14 protein-coding genes, 1 tRNA gene and 1 pseudogene are annotated in these 18,381 nt (G+C 61.9%); 2 read left to right on the top strand and 14 right to left on the bottom strand.

Going from position 1 to position 18,381, the window contains the following annotated elements:
• Nucleotides 1-65: 65 nt before the first annotated feature.
• From ACTEK7_RS29165 to ACTEK7_RS29105, 13 genes are all read right to left on the bottom strand, one after another.
• Nucleotides 66-2,051 carry an acetoacetate--CoA ligase gene (locus ACTEK7_RS29165; RefSeq protein WP_225148565.1) on the bottom strand — a complete coding sequence of 662 codons (1,986 nt, stop codon included), beginning with the start codon at nucleotides 2,049-2,051 and terminating at the stop codon, nucleotides 66-68.
• Nucleotides 2,052-2,105: 54 nt separating this feature from the next.
• Nucleotides 2,106-2,405, bottom strand: coding sequence for a DUF1330 domain-containing protein (locus ACTEK7_RS29160; RefSeq protein ID WP_225114491.1), 300 nt, complete (start codon nucleotides 2,403-2,405; stop codon nucleotides 2,106-2,108).
• A 105-nt stretch (nucleotides 2,406-2,510) separates the two neighbouring features.
• Nucleotides 2,511-3,587, bottom strand: coding sequence for an alpha/beta hydrolase (locus tag ACTEK7_RS29155; protein WP_225114492.1), 1,077 nt, complete (start codon nucleotides 3,585-3,587; stop codon nucleotides 2,511-2,513).
• Between the two features lie 18 nt (nucleotides 3,588-3,605).
• Nucleotides 3,606-4,856, bottom strand: a complete 1,251-nt coding sequence (locus ACTEK7_RS29150) for an acyl-CoA dehydrogenase family protein (protein WP_225148566.1) — start codon at nucleotides 4,854-4,856, stop codon at nucleotides 3,606-3,608.
• Nucleotides 4,857-4,910: 54 nt separating this feature from the next.
• Nucleotides 4,911-6,158 carry an MFS transporter gene (locus ACTEK7_RS29145; protein ID WP_225148567.1) on the bottom strand — a complete coding sequence of 416 codons (1,248 nt, stop codon included), beginning with the start codon at nucleotides 6,156-6,158 and terminating at the stop codon, nucleotides 4,911-4,913.
• A gap of 45 nt (nucleotides 6,159-6,203) precedes the next feature.
• Nucleotides 6,204-6,824, bottom strand: a complete 621-nt coding sequence (locus tag ACTEK7_RS29140) for an NADPH-dependent FMN reductase (RefSeq protein ID WP_225148568.1) — start codon at nucleotides 6,822-6,824, stop codon at nucleotides 6,204-6,206.
• 300 nt (nucleotides 6,825-7,124) lie between these two features.
• Nucleotides 7,125-8,060 (bottom strand): helix-turn-helix transcriptional regulator, encoded by a 936-nt coding sequence (locus ACTEK7_RS29135; protein WP_474810188.1) that lies wholly within the window; start codon nucleotides 8,058-8,060, stop codon nucleotides 7,125-7,127.
• A 16-nt stretch (nucleotides 8,061-8,076) separates the two neighbouring features.
• Nucleotides 8,077-9,177, bottom strand: a complete 1,101-nt coding sequence (locus ACTEK7_RS29130) for a helix-turn-helix domain-containing protein (RefSeq protein ID WP_225148570.1) — start codon at nucleotides 9,175-9,177, stop codon at nucleotides 8,077-8,079.
• A gap of 550 nt (nucleotides 9,178-9,727) precedes the next feature.
• Nucleotides 9,728-9,803: transfer RNA gene (locus tag ACTEK7_RS29125), tRNA-Lys, on the bottom strand.
• 165 nt (nucleotides 9,804-9,968) lie between these two features.
• On the bottom strand, nucleotides 9,969-10,583 hold the full coding sequence (locus tag ACTEK7_RS29120; RefSeq protein WP_225148571.1) for a Spy/CpxP family protein refolding chaperone: 615 nt from the start codon (nucleotides 10,581-10,583) through the stop codon (nucleotides 9,969-9,971).
• Between the two features lie 196 nt (nucleotides 10,584-10,779).
• A complete protein-coding gene (locus ACTEK7_RS29115) occupies nucleotides 10,780-11,784 on the bottom strand; it encodes a TRAP transporter substrate-binding protein (protein ID WP_057026372.1) in 1,005 nt (334 codons plus the stop codon).
• Nucleotides 11,785-11,902: 118 nt separating this feature from the next.
• On the bottom strand, nucleotides 11,903-13,465 hold the full coding sequence (locus ACTEK7_RS29110; protein WP_225148572.1) for a 2-isopropylmalate synthase: 1,563 nt from the start codon (nucleotides 13,463-13,465) through the stop codon (nucleotides 11,903-11,905).
• Nucleotides 13,466-13,878: 413 nt separating this feature from the next.
• Complete coding sequence (locus tag ACTEK7_RS29105) at nucleotides 13,879-14,142, bottom strand: hypothetical protein (RefSeq protein ID WP_225148577.1); 264 nt, start codon at nucleotides 14,140-14,142, stop codon at nucleotides 13,879-13,881.
• 182 nt (nucleotides 14,143-14,324) lie between these two features.
• Between ACTEK7_RS29105 and ACTEK7_RS29100 the strand changes: the two genes are divergently transcribed.
• Both ACTEK7_RS29100 and ACTEK7_RS29095 read left to right on the top strand, forming a co-directional pair.
• Nucleotides 14,325-15,557 carry an SMP-30/gluconolactonase/LRE family protein gene (locus ACTEK7_RS29100; protein WP_036006753.1) on the top strand — a complete coding sequence of 411 codons (1,233 nt, stop codon included), beginning with the start codon at nucleotides 14,325-14,327 and terminating at the stop codon, nucleotides 15,555-15,557.
• Nucleotides 15,558-15,702: 145 nt separating this feature from the next.
• Nucleotides 15,703-17,013, top strand: a complete 1,311-nt coding sequence (locus tag ACTEK7_RS29095; RefSeq protein WP_057026370.1) for an ABC transporter substrate-binding protein — start codon at nucleotides 15,703-15,705, stop codon at nucleotides 17,011-17,013.
• Nucleotides 17,014-17,212: 199 nt separating this feature from the next.
• On the opposite strand, the pseudogene ACTEK7_RS29090 reads toward ACTEK7_RS29095, so the two are convergent.
• A pseudogene (locus ACTEK7_RS29090) lies at nucleotides 17,213-18,381 on the bottom strand (Gfo/Idh/MocA family protein).

The raw sequence follows: 18,381 nt of genomic DNA, 5'->3' as shown, positions 1-18,381 counted from the left end.
CCTCAGTTCATCCGCGTCGATGGGGTGGACCGAGCTAGCGCACGGCGGCAGTGCCATTCCCGTCCCTACACCCGCTGCAGGTTCAGCTGCTCCGCGAACCTGACGAAGTATTCGAAGCTCGCCGGGTTCGCCATGGAATCCGGGCTCGCCACCTTTTCGGCAGCAGTGCCAAGCAGCAGCTTGCGCACCGGAAGCTCCATCTTCTTGCCGGTCAGGGTGCGTGGGATCTCCTCGACCTGGAAGATCTCGCTCGGCACGTGGCGAGCGGAGCCGTAGGTGCGGATCTGTGTGGCGATCCTCGCCTTGAGCTCATCCGTGAGCATGAGCCCCGGCTGCAGCACGACGAAGAGCGGCATGTAGGATTCTCGCCCGAGATACTCGAGGTCGACAACCAGACTGTCGCGGATTTCTGCGATGTCCTCGACAACACGGTAGATCTCCGCGGTTCCAATACGGATGCCGAACCGGTTGATTGTGGTGTCGGAGCGACCGTAGATCTGGCTGGTCCCGGCGGCTGAAAAACGGATCCAGTCGCCCTGTCGCCAGCGGCCGGGAAACTGTTCGAAGTAGCTCTCCCGGTAGCGTCGGCCGCCCTCATCGTTCCAGAAGAAAACCGGCATCGACGGCATCGGCTTGACGATGACGAGCTCGCCGACCTCGTCGATGACCGGTTCACCCGCCTCGTTGAAGGCGAATGCTGCGACGCCCAGTTCACGGCATTGGATTTCTCCGGGATGGACCGGCAGCACAGGACTGCAGCTCACGAAGCCCGAAGCTATGTCGGTGCCGCCGCTGATCGACGCAAGCCAAAGATCTGATTTGATCGCGTCGTAGACCCACCGATAGGCCTCGGCTGGCAGCGGTGACCCGGTCGAGCTGATCGACCGCAGCTTCTCCAGCGCGACGAATTCCCGAGGGCGCAAGCCGTCCTTCATGCAGTTGGTGAGAAACGCGGCGCCGCAGCCGAAATGCGTAACGCCGTACGCATCCAGCAATTTCCAGATCGCCCGATTGTCCGGCCAGGCCGGATTGCCGTCGTACAGCACGATCGAAGCACCTGTCAGCAGCGCGCCGACCTGCAGGTTCCACACGATCCATCCTGTGCTTGCCAGGAACATCAGGCGTTCGCTGGGACGCAGGTCGTGCTGGAGCGACATGGTTTTGAGATGGGTCAGGACGATGCCGCCGTGGCCGTGGACTATCCCCTTCGGCAAGCCCGTCGTTCCCGACGAATAGACGATCCAGAGCGGGTGCGAGAACGGCACGCGATCGAACTGCAATTCGGCATCGCCGCTGACGGCATCTCCCCAGCTCATCAGGTTGCGCCATCGGACCGGTCGCTCCGCCGCAAGCGGGCCGGGCACATGAATGATGTGCCCGACGCTCGGAAGCCCTTCGCGCAACTCCTCGACGATAGGCGCGCGATCGTGGGTCTTGCCGTTGTAGGTGTAGCTGTCGGCGGCAAACAGAACTTTCGGTTCGATCTGGCCGAAACGATCGAGCACCATGGTTCGCCCCATCTCGGGAGAGCAGCTGGACCAGATCGCACCGATGCTGGCGCATGCCAGAAGCGCAACGACCGTCTCCGGACGATTCGGCAGGTAGGAGGCGACGCGGTCACCCCGCTTGACGCCCAGACGACGCAATGTTGCCGCCAGCGCGGCCGTCTGTTGCCGCAGAGCTTCCCAACTAACCTCCCGGGCCTCGCCCGCTTCACTGAGCACGACGAGCGCAGGCGATTCGGGCCTGGCAGCGCGGAAGACGTGCTCGGCATAGTTCAGGCGGGTATTCGGAAACCAATCGGCGCCGGGCATCGCGTCCGATTGCAGCACGGGGGTCGGGTCACCGTCTGCCCGCACGTCGAAATAGTCCCAGATCGATCCCCAGAAGGTGTTCAAGTCGCTCGTCGACCAGCGCCAGAGGTCCTCGTAGTCTTCGAACTTGCGACCGTGGCGCTCATCAAGCCACCTCATGTAATCCCACAAGCGAGACCCGACGATCTTGTCCTCGGACGGGGTCCACAGCAGCTCCAAGGTCGCAGTTGCTTTCATCGGCAGTCTTTCACTTCGATCTCGTTCAGCCCGAGCTTCCGCCGCGGATCGCTATCAGTCCTCGTGCCCCTCGATCATGACGAATTCGGAGGTGCTGGCTTCGTCGCGAATCTTGGCCGCCGCCTGATACTCGGGTGAGTCGTAGCAGGCCTTGGCTATTGCGTAGCTTTCGAACTCGATGACGACGTGGCGACGCCCTTGAAGTGCGTCGCCGTGCACTTCGCATGCACCGTTTCGGACAAGGAACCGCGCCCCGTACTTCTTCAATGGTGCGGCGTTGGCCGCGATGTAGTCCTTGTAGCGCTCCGGGCTCGTGACGTTGATGTGACCGACCCAATATCCCTTTTTCGCCATCTCGCACTCCTCCTGCGCTAACGGTCTGCTGACAAATCGGACCACCTCACTCGCACCTTCCAGTCGCGGCTTCACCACAAGATGCGGCGGCGCGAAAAATCGAATCTATGTTGGTCGTGACCCTACATGTTCCGAGATCCACCTTTCCAGGAAAGCAGCAATGTCATCGCTGTTCCTTTCTTGCATCATCAGGTGGCCGTTGCCGCGCAGGCCGTGGTCTTCGAGCCGCAGATGGACGGCGCGCACGCCGGCTTGGACGAGATAATCGACGGTGCCGTGGTCGTGCATGGACCAGGCCGACGCCTCCGATGTCACGACAGCAACGGGCACCGATGCGAGATTGGGAAGACGCCTCGCCGGCTCTTTCTGAACGAAGCAGTCCGCCAACCCTGGCTTCTGAGCCTTGCGGATTTCGCGCCGCAGTTCAGTTGGACCTTTGATGGGCGGATCGAACGTCATCGGGATCGCAGTGAGTCCGTAAGAGAGGTCGCCCAGCCCCATTGGCAATTGGGCGAAAGGCGGCCCCATTGGCTCGACCGCGACAATGCCTTTCACCAGGTTCGGCCGACTATCTGCCACGAGCCAGCCGAAGGGCGCTCCCATGGAATGGGTGAGCAGGATCGATGGACCGATACGATCCAGCAATTCGGCACCAGCCCGCTGCATCAACTGTTGCGTCTGTGCCAAGAACACGAGGAACGGACCTTGGGTCGCGATGAATTGGTCCAGGGCTGGATCGCCGACGACGCCCGAACCAGGCCACTGATTATGCTTTTGTGCGTTTGGCCAGCTGTTCGGCTGCTTGCCGGGCGCGCTAAACAGCGTCATGGCAAATTCGTAGGTCAGCGGAGGTGTCATGGGACCCAGAGCCTCCGGATGCAGGGGTGAGCGACCGTGCCCCGGGCGGTCGACGACATAGACCGCGTAACCCTGTTTCAGAAAGTAAGTGGCCCATCCCGGCCGTCCATCGGCAGTACCGAGAAAATCCGTTCCCTGCCCCCCACCACCATGCACCATGACGATGGGATATGGATGCCGGATGTGCTCCGGGATCTGATATTGCACGAACATCTGGCCCGCGGCGATGGTGCCATTCGGTGTCTGCTGGCGGACCAGACCGGTCCAGAAGAATCCCTGATCTGCCAGCACCAACGGAGCAGGTTTTGCTTTAGTTTGGGTCACGTCCCCCTCCGACTTTCTTCAGAGATCCAGAAAACCGGTCGGCAGCCCGAGATTGCTGCGACCAATGTACTTCGCGAAGGTCATGTATTGGGAGGACATGTGTCCTCGATACATCTGGGCGTCGCCAAAGTATCGAAGCATCCTTGAGCCCTTCCGCGCCGCGGTCGACCCGGCGGTCTGGAACAAGAGTTCGATGGCTTCACAGGCAAGACGTGCACCGGTCTGCAGCATTCCCCAGAGTCGCAAGTTTTCTTCCGCGGAGGCTTGCACACCCGTCTTCGCCCACCGCTGGCAGTAGTCCATGTGCTTGCGCAAACCCTGGAGCAGCACGCCTTCGGCTGCGTCAGTCAACGCTATGGCGCGGCCATAATTGACCTGGAAATCAGTCTCGAAGGCACGCTTGATGAAAGGTGGAACAAATGTGTTCTGCGAGAACAGAATGTCGCGATATTCATCGATCGCCGCGCGCGCGGCTCCGATGATAGGCGATGTCAGGGACGCGTGATAAGGACCCATGAGAACGCCGAGATACATCGGGTTGCCATGCAATCGCGTTCCGGGTGTGCCATCAGAGAGATCCTGCTTTACACCCAGCGCGTCGAAGAACGCGGTCATATGCTCGGGCACGAAGACATTGTCCAGCTTGACGCTGTTCGAGCCGGAGCCGCGCATGCCCAAGGTGCGGTCTCCACCCCAATCGCCCAGAATTGTGTATTGCCCCCGCGGCACAACGAAGTGCAACATGCGTGGCGGGAACGACGTTTGAAGCAACGTTGCGCCAAGGAAGTGCGTGCTGTGCGGTATTCCCGACGAATATGGCCACACACCATTGATGATATAGCCGCCCTCGACCGGCAGGCACGTGCCCCCGGGGGCAGCCCGGTGCGGTGACGCGAAATGTCCGGACGAACCGAAGATTTCGATCTGTGCAGCTTCCGACCAGTGCGAGGCTATGACGGGCGCATGAGAAGCGGCCAACGTCAAGCACCACCCTGCGGACGGATGACCGCGCGATATCTCCACCATGACGCGAAAAAATGTTTCGTAATCGAACTCGTAGCCACCAAACATTTTGGGCTGCAAGATCCGATAAAATCCAGCATCGATGAACTTCTGCTGGATTTCGTCCGAAAAATGTCCCCGCTCATCGGTCTCGTCTTGCGATTCCCGCAGCAGCGTTCTCATCGAGGCCGCGCGGTCGACCAGATCCTGCGGAGTGAGGTGAGGTTCCGGTGCCGGCAGGTTCTTGCGCATGGCCTGAACGTTCATTTCAATCTCCTAATGTTTCCGTTGAGCGCGGTTGCGGCTAGCCGGGATAGGGATTTACGCCGGCGAACTCACAATCATTCTCTTGTGGCGCTCGAGCACCCGCGGCGCAGTTTCGTCCAGCATCAGGCAAAGCAAGCCTGCACAGATGGACAGCGCAGCGGCGATCCACATCGAGCTGGACGGACCGAACACGTCGGAAGCGATCCCGGCGAGAGCCGGGCCCGCGAAGCCGCCCGCGAGCTCGCCTACCCCCATGATGAAGCCGAGCGCAGTAGCAACATGGGTCGGCGGGATTGTCTCGGACGGCACAGTGGCCATGAACAACGAGAAGCTGCCAATGGCGAGATACCCGACACCCATGAACAACACCATCAAAGGCAAAGGTCCGTCGAACATGACGGTTGTCACCGGGGCAATCACGCCAACGAAGCCTGACAAGATGAGAATCGGACGGCGGCCAAATCGATCCGACAGCGCCGGTACGATGATCGAAGACGCGGCCGTTGCGATACCGGTCGCGGCCAGGGCAACGCTCATCGCGCTGAGCGACAGACCGCGGACCTGCACCAGGTAGATCGGAAGGAACGTTATCTGAATCAGGAGCCAAGCCACCATCAGGCAGCTCACGATCGCGCAAACCCAGATGTTGCGATGTTTCAGCATCGTCGAAAGCGGGATCGTGTTGCGCGCTGCCGCAGTCGACATCGGAGCGGCACCCGGCGAAGGTTCACGGATAAATGCGACAATCAGGGCCGCCACCACGAAGCCAGGCACCGCCGCAATGTAGAAAGCGCTTCTCCAGCCGTAGATCTGCGCAATTGCGACGAGCAGCAGAGGAGCGGCAAAATTACTTAGCAGCGCGCTGAAGAAATTCTGCAGAACGCCCATGTTGAAGCCGCGACGGTGCTCCGACGATTCCGCAGCCATGATCGACTGCGCGATCGGAAGTACAGGTCCTTCCGCAAATCCCATCACGAGGCGCGCGGCAAGCAACGTCAGAAACGAATTGGCAAGACCGGATCCTACCGAGCACATCGAGAAGATCACTATCGCCCAGACCAGGAGCGTTTTACGATTTTGAAAATAGTCCGAAAGAGTGCCGACCGCATAGCCGGCGATTGCCCAGGTCAACGCCAGGCCAGCCGAGAGGACACCCAGCTGGGTGTTGTTCAGTTGGAGCTCAGGCATCAGAAACGGAGATAGAAAATTCAACGCAAGACGGTCGAAAAATACGAAGCCAAACGCGGCCCCCATCAAGACGACAACGAGATTTTCATAACTAAGGATGCGATTCCTGCTCATGACCCCTCCCTATTGTTTCCCGTTATGGTCGTTTGCGGCCGCGTTCTAGGCGCATTGCGCCGGCGCGGCTCCTGATATTTCCAGCCCATTGCGCCGGCTCTCGTACAGCCGCCGCATCTTCGCGAACTCGACGACCTGCTCGGCCACGAATGCGAGCTGCTGCGCCATGATCGGATCACTGCACGCACCATCTGCGGAGAATGGCCTCTGCGCGGTGTTGATCACCGCTGAAAATGGAGTCGGCCAACCGCGCAACGCGTGAACGATGGTCCGCAGAGTTCCCAGCGTAGCCCCCATGGCTTGAGCTCCGCCCGCGCATACGATGGCGCCGACAGCGCGTCCTGCAAGATAGCTGCGCGCGTCCGCACGGAGATCCTCGGTGTAGTCTATTGCGTTCTTGACCAGGCCGGAGATCGAGCCATGATAGCTTGGGGTGGCTATGATGACGCCGTCTGCGGTGCGCAGCGCTTCGACCAGCGAGGTCGCACGCTCCGTACGTTCAATGCTGTCGTAGTGAGGGAGATTCAACGATTGCCCGGCGAAGATCTGGGTTTTCGCACCGAGCCGCGCGGCTTCCGTCAAAGCCAGGCGGAGCGCCTTCTCCGACGTTGATCCGTCGCGCAACGTTCCGCCGATCCCGACGACGAGCGGAGACCAGTCCTTCATAGCAGCGGCCCACTTTCCTGCGCAGCACGATCATCCGAGGTGCAAGGCATCTCAAGCGAATGCTGGCCAATTCGGATATGCGAGCACCCTCGCCCGGCATCGAACAATGCCATGCGCGTCTCTCCCCATCATCGGGCGCCGTGATTGCGTCTGGCGCCTCTTCGTGAGGTGAAGGTAGGACGAGCCGGGTGGCTAAGCCTGCACAAACCGGACCGGTTTGCAGGAAACTGACACAAACTGCCGGCTTCGCTTACAGGAAACGAGCCAGCGTTCAGATCGGAAATGCAGATCGTGGAGTTCTTAGTTCATTGCCCGTCGATAAGCGCCCGGCGACAAGCCGGTCATCCGACGGAACGTGTTCGTGAAATGTTGCTGGTGCGCAAACCCGCATTGCCTTGCAACTTCTGCGAGGCCAATGTTTGGATCCGTAAGGAGCCGTTTCGCATGATGAATTCGTACTCCCACAACATAGCGGTGAGGAGAGACGCCCAGCGAAGACTTGAACAAGCGTATGAAATACTCGGGGCTTACGCCGCAGATCGCAGCTAAATCGCCCAGCTTGATGCAATCCGCGATATTGGCTTCGACGAAATCACGAATCGAGCGCACGCTACGCGTACTCAGTCCGCGTTCCACACCACCCGACGTTTTCGGCTTCTGTCCATTGAGCACGACAAATCGACTGGCTATGGCAAGCGCAATTGAATCGGCCAGGAGGGAACACGTGGCATCACCCTCACGCACCATTTCCTCCACCACGGCCAGGAGATTGTGGGTTAAGGGCTCCGGCTCACCCAACAAAGGCAAGAGGCCGAAATCGGAGTTCTGCGCTTGACCTTCAGAGCCGGTAAACAGTTCAGGACGCAGGTACACATGGATCGAATTCAACGGCGTATCTAACGTCACCTCACAGTCGCGGCGCGGCGGCAGGAAGAAGATTCCCTTCTCCTGCAAGTGCCTGGCCACAACGCGCCCATCGATCCGATAGGTAACATCGACTGGTCCACTAGCTGCAGTCACCAGCAGGGCGTTGTCATTGGCTTCGAAGCGGCCCCTGAACGGCTCTTCCCTCTGAACCGATGCGAACATAGTCGACCAGCCGAGCCCCGCGCTCGACGCCTGGCTTTTCACGGCGAACTGTCGCAGCACGGAATGGACCTCGCCACCGTCGAAAGGCCGCACGGTACGCTCATTTTGCGCTGCAGCTGGCGATGGTGGATCAGAGCGTTTCTGCATCGGCCCTAGCTGCTTATCAGTTGATGCCGCGACGGTACCGACCGGGCGTTTGGCCCGTCAGTCTGCGGAAGGCACGCGTCAAGTGTTCCTGATGGGAGAAGCCACAGCGCAGTGCTATCTCAGCGAGACCTTGCTGGTTTTGCTCGATCAAGCGCTTGGCCCGTTCGACACGTGCCGCGATCACATATTGGTATGGTGATTTGCCAGTCGTTGCTGCAAAAGCTCGAACGAACGACTTTGTGCCGATGCCGCACGCGCTGGCCATCGCAGCAAGGGTGATCTCGCCCTCGAGATTGGATTCTATGAAATCCTGAAGGCGCCGAAGCTGGTATTCAGGCAGCCCAGCGGTCTGAACCTGCCACGGTTCGCTACTTCTGCTGATCGTGGAGATCCTGTTCGCAAGTGCTCGCGCTATCGGATCGATGAAGAGAGCTGAATTCGAGGCTTTCTCGCAAAGCGCCTGCTCAACCGCGTGCGCCAGATGCTGTAGAACCACGTCCCGTTCGACCAGCAGCGGCGTGACCTCATTGACACGTTCGCGTCCAACTAAGGTTGCGCGGAGATAAATATGCAGCGTATCCAGCGCCCCATGCAGTCCTACCTTGCACGCATGACCCGCCGGTAGAAAGAAGGCGCTTCCCCTCGGAATGCTGCGCGAAGTGACGTGCCCGCCGGATTCAAAGGTCGTCTGCACGGGGCCGCTGCGATGCAACACAATGAGGTCGTCTGCGATCGCTTCGAACCGGCCCTCGAAGGGATTCTCCCTTTGGATCGACGCGTAAATCGAAGACCACCCAAACCCCTCGCTTGAGGCACGAATGTCGGCCCCAAACCGCTGCAGAATGCCGTGGGTATCAGAGCCTCTGAACTCGCGATTGGCTTCCATCTCGTGCTCGGCGTGGTGTGAGCTGACGGGCCCGCTGCAGCGCAATATGCGCGGCATGATGATGAAGAATAGTGCACTATAACGATGATGCTCTGAGCACGCCAGCGCCTTCGTTTGGCTGACCGAGACTCTGCAGGGGAGAGGTAAGGAAGTGGAGCTGATCAGTTCTGTCGCCAAGATATTCGGCAGGTCATCGATGCTGATGAGGACCTTGTGCTTGTAAGAAGCCAAGTCGTGTCTTGGCACTATGCAGCGACGAAAACACGAAACGTCACATCCCATGACACGCAGTTGGTCTTGATCATCGCATTCTTTGGCGACTGGTGGGCCGGCTCGCGGCGCAGTGATAGAGTTCAAGCTCAGTGCAAAGCACGAGCGGCAGCACCCACCAACGCATCAGCGCCATCTCGCTCCCAGGTCCTGCTCGTTCCGCTCTGCGAGAGTCACCTCCGATGCTCCTGTAACCCGAGGATCGCGGAATCAGCGATGACGTTAACCGCCTCTCGGAAGCGACACTGACGCGCAGGGGCGCGCTCCGTGCACCATTTTGCAGGACAATTGCTCGCCGCGACCGGCCGCAAGTCTCGATAGCCGTTTGGACCCGCTTTTTGCGAGGTTGAGCAACTGCTTGATCCTGCCTCTGGTGCCCGAAGATCTCGTCTATGCCCGGGTCTCGGTGGTGCAGGGGTCGATGAGCAGTGTCTGTTTTGGTTGGGCGCTGAAAACGTCCAACCAAACGTCCCGTTCTGATGCTCATTCGCTGCAAGCGATTGATATCGTTTGGTGGGCGCACCAGGGCTCGAACCTGGGACCCGCTGATTAAGAGTCAGCTGCTCTACCAACTGAGCTATGCGCCCGAAAGGCGGTCAAGGCCTTGCGAGGCCGGTCGTTTAGCAAAGCGTTCCGGGTCTGGCAAGCGATCGGACGCAAGTTTTCCAAGGTCTCGTCCGCAGCCCCGGAAATGCGAAAAGCCGCTGGATTCCAGCGGCTTCGCCAGGTTTACGGCCTGAGAACCGGTCCGTTCAGAGCCGGCCCTCTCGGTCCCGGTCGGGACCGCGGTCACGGTCGGGACCGCGGTCACGGTCGAAGCGGTCGTGGTGGAAGTGGTCCATGCCCCGTTCCATCATGCGGTCCATGCGCTCCTTGAAGTGGTGGTGGCGCGGGCCGTCCTCGCCGCCGCCGAACGGGCCGCGGTGCCGGGTCAGCACGGCGAGACGCCGTTTCTGGCCCTCGTCGAGGGTCTTGTAGAGCGGATCGGCGGCATCGGCGATCTTCTTCAAGGCGGCGGAGCTGGCGCCCATGTCCTCGGCGCGCTGGCGCAGGCGGGCGATCGGATCGTCCGGTCTGTCGGCATCGCCCGGCCCGGCATTCATTCGCGCATTGGCGCGGTCCATGCGCAGCTTGGCGAACTCCCGCACCGCCGCCTCGACCGGCGGCCACAGCTTCTCCTGATCTGCGTTCAGCTTCAGCCCGGCATGGACAGCGGCGATCCGCGCATCGACGAAGGCGGCCCGGTCCTCGGGGTTCATGCGCATGTGGCGGACGTGCTCCATCCACGGGCGATGATATTGGGCGTAGACCGCGCCCGAGCCGGCGATGCTGAGCACGGCGATGGCTGCGATGGTGAATTTCTTCATCCTGACCTCCTCTGGAAAGGTGCCCGTAAGGATGAGCGCGAGGGGGCTGACGCGCAACTTACAACTTGGACAGGAAGGGCGTCCTTGCAGAGATGTAACTGCCGTGAATGTCCGTTCAGATGCGAACAAAAGATTCGCAACAATAAGGGCTTCCGTGCGCTGGGCGGAAGCCCTTCGTTGGGGTCGCCCGTCGAGGTCAGTTCGTCGGGCTCTTGGCTTCCTTCAGGAACTCGTCGATCAGCCCCTGGCCGATGCGGCCCGCGGCCTCCTTGTAAACCGGCTCCATCGCCTTGCGCATCGCCTCGTCCTGATCGGCCGTCAGCTTGATGATCTCGCTCTTGCCGCTCTTCTTGATCTCGGCCAGCGCGTCATCGTTCTCCTTCTGCGACTGCGCGTTGCTGAACTCGGTCGCCTCTTTCATCGCCTTTGACAATGGGTCACGGATGTCGGCCGGCAGATCGTCCCAGAATTTCTTGTTCACGATCACGACGTAGCCGATGTAGCCGTGATTGGTTTCGGTGATGTACTTCTGAACCTCGTGCATCTTCTGGGTGTAGATGTTCGACCAGGTGTTCTCCTGGCCGTCGACCACGCCGGTCTGGAGTGCCTGGTAGACTTCCGAGAACGCCATCACCTGCGGCAGCGAGCCGAGCGACTTGAACTGGGCCTGGATCACGCGCGAGGATTGGATGCGGAATTTCACGCCCTGATAGTCGGCCGGCGCGATCAGCTTCTTGTTCGCGCTCATCTGCTTGAAGCCGTTGTCCCAATAGGCAAGGCCGGTGATGCCCTTGGCATCCAGCAGCTTCAGCAGCTTGGTGCCGAGCGGCCCTTCCGTCACCTTCCGCAGCGTCTTGATGTCGGGCAGGATGTAAGGCAGGTCGAACACCTCGAACTCGCGGATGCCGAGCGGGCCGAACTTGGAATTGGACGGCGCCAGCATCTGCACGCTGCCGAGCTGGAGCGCCTCGAGCTCTTCCTTGTCCTTGTAGAGCGTCGAGTTCGGATAGACTTCGACCTTGACCTTGCCGCCGGTGTACTTCTCGGCGAGCTCCTTGAACTTCTCCGCGCCCTTGCCTTTCGGCGTGTCGGTGGCGACAACGTGGCTGAATTTGATGATGATCGGTGATTGGGCCGATGCCGGCCCGCTCAAGCCAAGTGCCAGAACCGCGATAGAGGCGGCGATCGCCGAGGTGCGCATGGTCTCTCCCTGTCGTTTGTTTGAGCCACCCGGCGGCGCCGGGTGGCCAGTCTTATGCCGGCTGCATCAATAGCGGCTCGCTTACACAGCCGCTATTGTCCCTTAGCAGGGCAGCCATTCAGCTCGCCGCCGCCGTCGTCACATTGTCGCGCTGGCGCTTCATGACGATCTTGTTGAGCGCACCGAGATAGGCCTTGGCCGAAGCCACCAGGGTATCCGGGTCCGCCGCACGTGCGGTCATCGAGCGGCCGTCCTGCGCCAGCCGCACCGACACTTCCGCCTGCGCGTCGGTGCCCTCGGTGACTGCGTGCACCTGGTACAGCTCGAGCTTGGCCTCGTGCGGCACCAGGCGCTTGATGCAGTTGAAGACGGCGTCGACCGGGCCATTGCCCTCGGCTTCCTCGATCTTGATCTGACCGTCGACGTCGAGCTTCATGGTCGCGCGCTGCGGACCGTGGGTGCCGGCGATCACCGTCAGCGAGGTCAGCTTGATGCGGTCGTGCGAGGCCGCCATCTCCTCGTCGACCAGCGCCTCGATGTCCTCGTCGTAGATGTCCTTCTTGCGGTCGGCCAGCGCCTTCATCCGCGTGAACGCATCTTCCAACTGGTTCGGACCGAGCTTGTAGCCCATCTCCTCCAGCTTGTGCACGAAGGCGTGGCGACCGGAATGCTTGCCCAGCACCAGCGACGACTGCTTCAGGCCCACCATCTCGGGGCGCATGATCTCGTAAGTCGAAGCGTCCTTCAGCACGCCGTCCTGGTGAATGCCGCTCTCATGCGCGAAGGCATTCCGGCCGACGATCGCCTTGTTGTATTGCACCGGGAACGAGGTCGCCGCCGAGACCAGCTTCGAGGCGCGGGTCAGCTGCGTCGTGTCGATCTTGTTCCAGTAGGGGAATTTGTCGTTGCGCACGTTGATCGCCATAACGATCTCTTCGAGAGCGGCGTTGCCGGCGCGCTCGCCGATGCCGTTGATGGTGCACTCGACCTGGCGCGCGCCGCCCGTGATGCCGGCCAGCGAGTTGGCGACCGCCATGCCGAGATCGTTATGGCAGTGCACGGAGAACACCGCCTTGTCCGAGTTCGGCACGCGCTCGATCAGCGTCCTCATGAAGTGGGTATATTCCTCCGGCACCGTATAACCGACGGTGTCGGGGATGTTCACCGTGGTGGCGCCGGCCTTGATCACGGCCTCGACGATGCGGCACAAAAAGTCCATCTCGCTGCGGGTGCCATCCTCGGCCGACCATTCGACGTCGTCGATCTGGTTGCGGGCGCGCGCGACCATCGCGACCGAAGTCTCGATCACCTGTTCCGGGGTCTTGTTCAGCTTCACCCGCATGTGCAGCGGCGAGGTCGCGATCACGGTGTGGACGCGGCCGCGCTTGGCGAACTTCACGGCCTCGGCACAGCGGTCGATGTCGGCGGGATGGGCGCGCGAAAGACCGGCGATGACGGCGTTCTTGGAGCGGCGGGCGATCTCGCTAACCGCCTGGAAGTCGCCTTCGGAGGTGATCGGGAAGCCGGCCTCGATGACGTCGACGCCCATATCATCCAAGAGCTCGGCGACCTCGAGCTTCTCCTCGAAGGTCATGGTGGCGCCGGGGCACTGCTCGCCGTCGCGCAGCGTGGTGTCGAAAATGATGACGCGGTCCTTCTCGGACTTGTTCGCGGTGGCCATTCCTAGATTTCCTTTTGAGCGTTGGCGCCGTTCAGAGCCGTTTCAGTCCCTTGGCGCTTGAGGTGTCCGTTGATCTCGACCAACCCCTGAGCGCCCAGGCGCGTGGCGCCCAGCCGGCCCTCAGGGGCAAGTAAGAAGAAGGCCGCCAATAAGGAGGGTGGGCAGCAGTGCAGCCGGGATCGCGGCGGCGGCCAGAGCCACCTCCCCCGAAATCCCCTCGATTTGGCCGCGAATCAGCATTGCCGGACCCTGTTGAGCCTCAAATCCTCGGTCAAAACCATTGACGGTTGGTTTCCGGGAGAGGCCCGATGTGGCCGTTTCTAGACGAGAAATGGCCGCAACTGCAACGCCAAAAGATGGTCAACATGTATGACCTATAGCTTCCGCTCCAGCCTAGATTTTGGGGGACACACCTATCCCGTGCCGGTGCGGCGCGCGCGCGCCCTGTTCTCCCAACGGTTCAGCATTTGGCCGAGCTCGCCGGTGGGCGCAGCGGTGCCGGTCTTCGCGATCTCGTTGGTGTTCGCCGCCGTATTGGCCGAGAGCCAGTCTGGCTCCGCGTACTCGCGCCAGCGGCGTGCCTCCGCGCGCCTTTTTCGGGAGACGTAATCCCGCGTGAAATAGCCGGCCGCAAACGCGAGTGAGAGAAGGATGACCAGGATGACGACTTGCACAATGAGCTCCGGCTTTATCCCCCGCTAGCGCCCTGCAATCCAAACGCACTCGAAGGTGACGAAATTGCGACCTGCGATCACGCCGCGGTTTCAAGTCTGCCTCTCGCAACCGGACGCGGACCGGACTAACCTTCGCCGCGCTTGGCCGGATCAACCGGCCGGCCGAACGTAACCGGGAGGATACGATGACACGCCAGGAGGCTCCTGAGCAGGAGCAGCGTGCGCACGATGCTGCGCTTTCACGACGAACGCTGGTCGGGGGGCTGGCGCTCGGCGCCGCGGCCACGTTGGCGGGCCCCGCGCTGGCCCAGACCGGGCCCGCCGCACCGCCGACGACGATCACGACGCCGCCGCGCGACTTCGGCCCGGGCGGCGCGCCGACGACCTATTTCTGGGACCCCGACATCATCGCGGTCGATCCGTCCTTCAACGATCTCGCGCAGCCCAACACCGCGATCAAGCGTCTCTATACCGGGCTGCTCTGGGCGGAAGGCCCGGCGTGGAGTGCGCAGGGCCGCTATCTCTTGTGGAGCGACATTCCCAACAACCGGCAGATGCGCTGGACCGAGGACGACGGCCGCGTCAGCGTATTCCGCTCGCCCTCCAACAATTCCAACGGCAACTCGTTCGACTTCCAGGGCCGCCAGCTCTCCTGCGAACACCTGACGCGGCGGGTGACGCGTTACGAGCATGACGGTACCGCCACCGTGCTCGCCGAGTCCTACCAGGGCAAGAAGCTGAACTCGCCGAACGACATCGCCGCGCATCCCGACGGCAGCTATTGGTTCACCGATCCGCCGTATGGCGGCCAGCTCTACGAAGGCGAGCCCGACGTCGCGGGCGGCCCGAGCAATGCAGGCGGCAAGCTCAATCCACGGATCGGACAGCCGGCCGGCTTCGTGCCGGGCAAGCGCGAGCTGCCGACCAATTGCTATCGCATCGATCCCTCCGGCCGCATCGACCTCGTCGTCACCGAAGACCAGGTGCCCGACCCGAACGGGCTCTGCTTCTCGCCCGACTACAAGAAGCTCTACATCGCCTCGACCGGCAAGGGACCGGGCGACACCGGCCCCGGCGGCAAGGGCGAGATCTTCGTGTTCGACGTCGGCAGCGACAACAAGCTGTCGAACCTGAAGAAGTTCACCGATTGCGTGATCGACGGCGTGAAGTGCGGACCGGATGGCCTGCGTTGCGACGTCAACGGCAATCTCTGGGCCTCCAGCAATGCCGGACGCGCCGTCGGCTACAGCGGCGTCACGGTGTGGTCGCCGGAGGGCAAGCTGCTCGGCCGCATCCGTCTGCCGGAAGTGTGCGGCAACGTCTGCTTCGGCGGCCCCAAGCGCAACCGCCTGTTCATGGCCGCAAGCCAATCGCTCTACGCGGTGTATACGGCGACCCAAGGCGCCGGGCCGGGCTGAGCGGCACCACCCACGAACGAACGCGCCGGCGTGAAGCGCCGGCGCCGAAGAACCTCGACTTTGGCGATATTGACTTTCCGCCGCCCCGCTCCCCATACTTTGCGAACAACAACAAGATCGAACGACGGTTTTGAGGGAGGATAGGATGCCGACTTCACGCAGGCAGCTGCTGAAGACATCGGCGGCTGCCGCCGCCGCACTCAGCCTCGATTGGACACGCGCCCAGGCACAAGCCGAGACTATACGCATCGGCCTGATCTACGACCTCACCGGCCCCTTCGCCGCCGGCGGCTCGGTCGCCTCCTCGATCGGCGCGCAGATCGCCATCGATCTCGTCAACGAGAAAGGCGGTGTCGGCGGCAAATACAAGGTTGCTCCGGTCGCCGCGGATTCGCAGAGCAAGCCGGACGTTGCGATCAACGAGGCCGAACGCCTGATCAGCCAAGAGAAGATCGACATCCTCAACGGCGTCTATGCGAGCTCGCATGCGGTGCCGCTCGCGGCCAAGGTCGAGCAGCAAAAGAAGATCCTCTGGATCACGACCGCGGTCTCGACCGCCGTGTTCAAGGACAAGAATCTGCAACACGTGTTTCGCGCGCAGATCCATTCGGATCAATACGGCCAGGCCTTTGCAAGCTTCCTCACCGAGCACGCCAAAGCCAAGCTCGGCATGGACCCGAAGGAGGTCAAGGTCGCGTTGATCCACGAGGACGGCCCTTATGGCGTCGGCGTTGCCTCCGCTGACGAAGCCTATGCGAAAGAGGCCGGCATTCCGGTGGTGCTGCGCGAAGGCTATTCGGCCTCGGCGCCCGACCTGTCGGTGCTGGTGACCAAGATCAAGCGGGCCAAGGCCGACGTGATCTCGCACGCGGGCTACAACCCTGACATCACCCTGTTCCTGCGCCAGGCCCGCGAGAGCGGCCTGCGCTTCAAGATGCTGTTCGGAGCCGGTGCCGGCTATAGCCAACTCGACAAGTTGCGCGCCACGTTCGGCGCCGACATCGACAATTTCTGCAACATCGACCCGGTGCCGGCACAGCTGCTCGATCCCGCCAAGCTCGCGCCCGGCATGGGCGATCTGATCAAGACCATGGTCAGTCGCTACCAGGCCAAGACCGGCGCCACCGACGTGCCACCGCACTGCTCGATGGGCTTCAACCAGACCTGGGTGCTGCTCAACAACGTGCTGCCTGTCGCCAAGGAGAAGTACGGCAGCTTCGAGCCCGAAGCGATCCGGAAAGCGGCGCTCGACGTCGACATCCCCGCGGGCGGCACGATCCAGGGCTATGGCGTGAAATTCTTCCCGCCGGGCACGCCGCTCTCCGGCCAGAACGAACGTTCGACGCCGGTCGTGATGCAGAACGCCGGCGCGCACATCTCCGTCGTGTGGCCGACCAACATCCGCACGCAGGACCCGGTCTTCCCGCTGCCGAAGGGCTCGACCTACGGGGCGTGAGGGGGCGGCACGGGCAGTGTACACCCTCTCCCCTTGCGGGAGAGGGTGGCTCGCCGCGTTGCGGCGAGACGGGTGAGGGGTCTCCCTCCGCGTGTTCAACTCTCATTGGGATGCGCGGAAACAACCCCTCATCCGGCGCTTCGCGCCACCATGTCCCGCAAGGGGAGAAGGGAAGCGTGCCTGCGGAGACACGTTGCTTTCACAACACCACCCGCCGCCCCTCCTCCGCCGCCCAATATCCTGCGTAGTTCACCTTGATCGTCTCATAGGCCAGCGCGAGGTCCGACAGCGGCTGGCGGCCCGTCGCGACGCATTCCATGAAGTCCTGGATCTCCTGCAAATAGCCGCGCGTCCATTCCTCCTCGAGGCAGACATATTGCCAGCCGGTTTTGCGGTCGACCTTCTCGGTGATGTAGACGGAAGCGAGCTTCTCCTCGCTGGTCTGATAGCTCATCAGATGATTGTTGGGCGTGATGTTGGCAAACAGCGAGCCGCCGCTCGTATAGGTCTCGATCAGATTGCGCACGCCGCCCATGATCATGTCGCCGGAGAACACCGTCGCCTTGGTGCCGTCCGAGAAAGTGGCGGTGAGCGTGCCCCAGTCCTCGACATCGACGGGATTGGCCTTGATGTAGCTGCGCTCCTCCGGCTTGAGCCCGGCGGTGACGTTGCCGACATCGCCGGTGACGCTGGCCACATGGATGCGCTCGCCGCGCGCCTTGGCTTCGACCTGCTTCAGATACAGCACGGCCGAGAGGGGATGGCAGCCCATGCGGATCAGCGAGCCGCCGCCGGTCATCGCCCATTGCGCGGCATGCGCGGCGGCGAGCCGGAATGGCTCTCCTCGCCCTTCATGAACAGAATCTTGTCCTTGGTCGCCTTGATGATCTCGGCGGTCTTGGTTACGGCCGGCGCGTAGATCCAGTCCTCGGCATACATGAAGAGCTTGCCCGTGCGCTCGATCGCGGCCCGCGTCCTGTCCATCTCTTCGATCACGCGTTCATACATCAGCGCCTTCGGCACGTGCTTGCCGATCGGCTGCTGATCGCCTTCGCGGCCGAAATAGCCGGCGAACGGCTTTTCGCAGATGACGTGCTTGCCGGACTGCATGGCGGCGACGATCATCTCGGCGTGAAGATTGGGCGGGGTGCAGATGTCGACGACGTCGAGATCGCGGTCGGCGATCAGCTCGGCGAAGCTGCGGTAAACACGCGGGATATTGTGATGCCCGGCAAACGCGACAACCTTGTCGCCGCGGGCAGCAACCGCCGCGACCTCGACGTCAACGCCATAGACGCGCCGGAACGCATACATGTGCAGCTCCGACACGAAGCCGCAGCCGACGAGTCCTACCCTGATCCTTGTCAT

The sequence above is a fragment of the Bradyrhizobium sp. JHI2711 genome (assembly GCF_056156565.1).
This window is presented reverse-complemented; position numbering and strand designations above follow the sequence as displayed.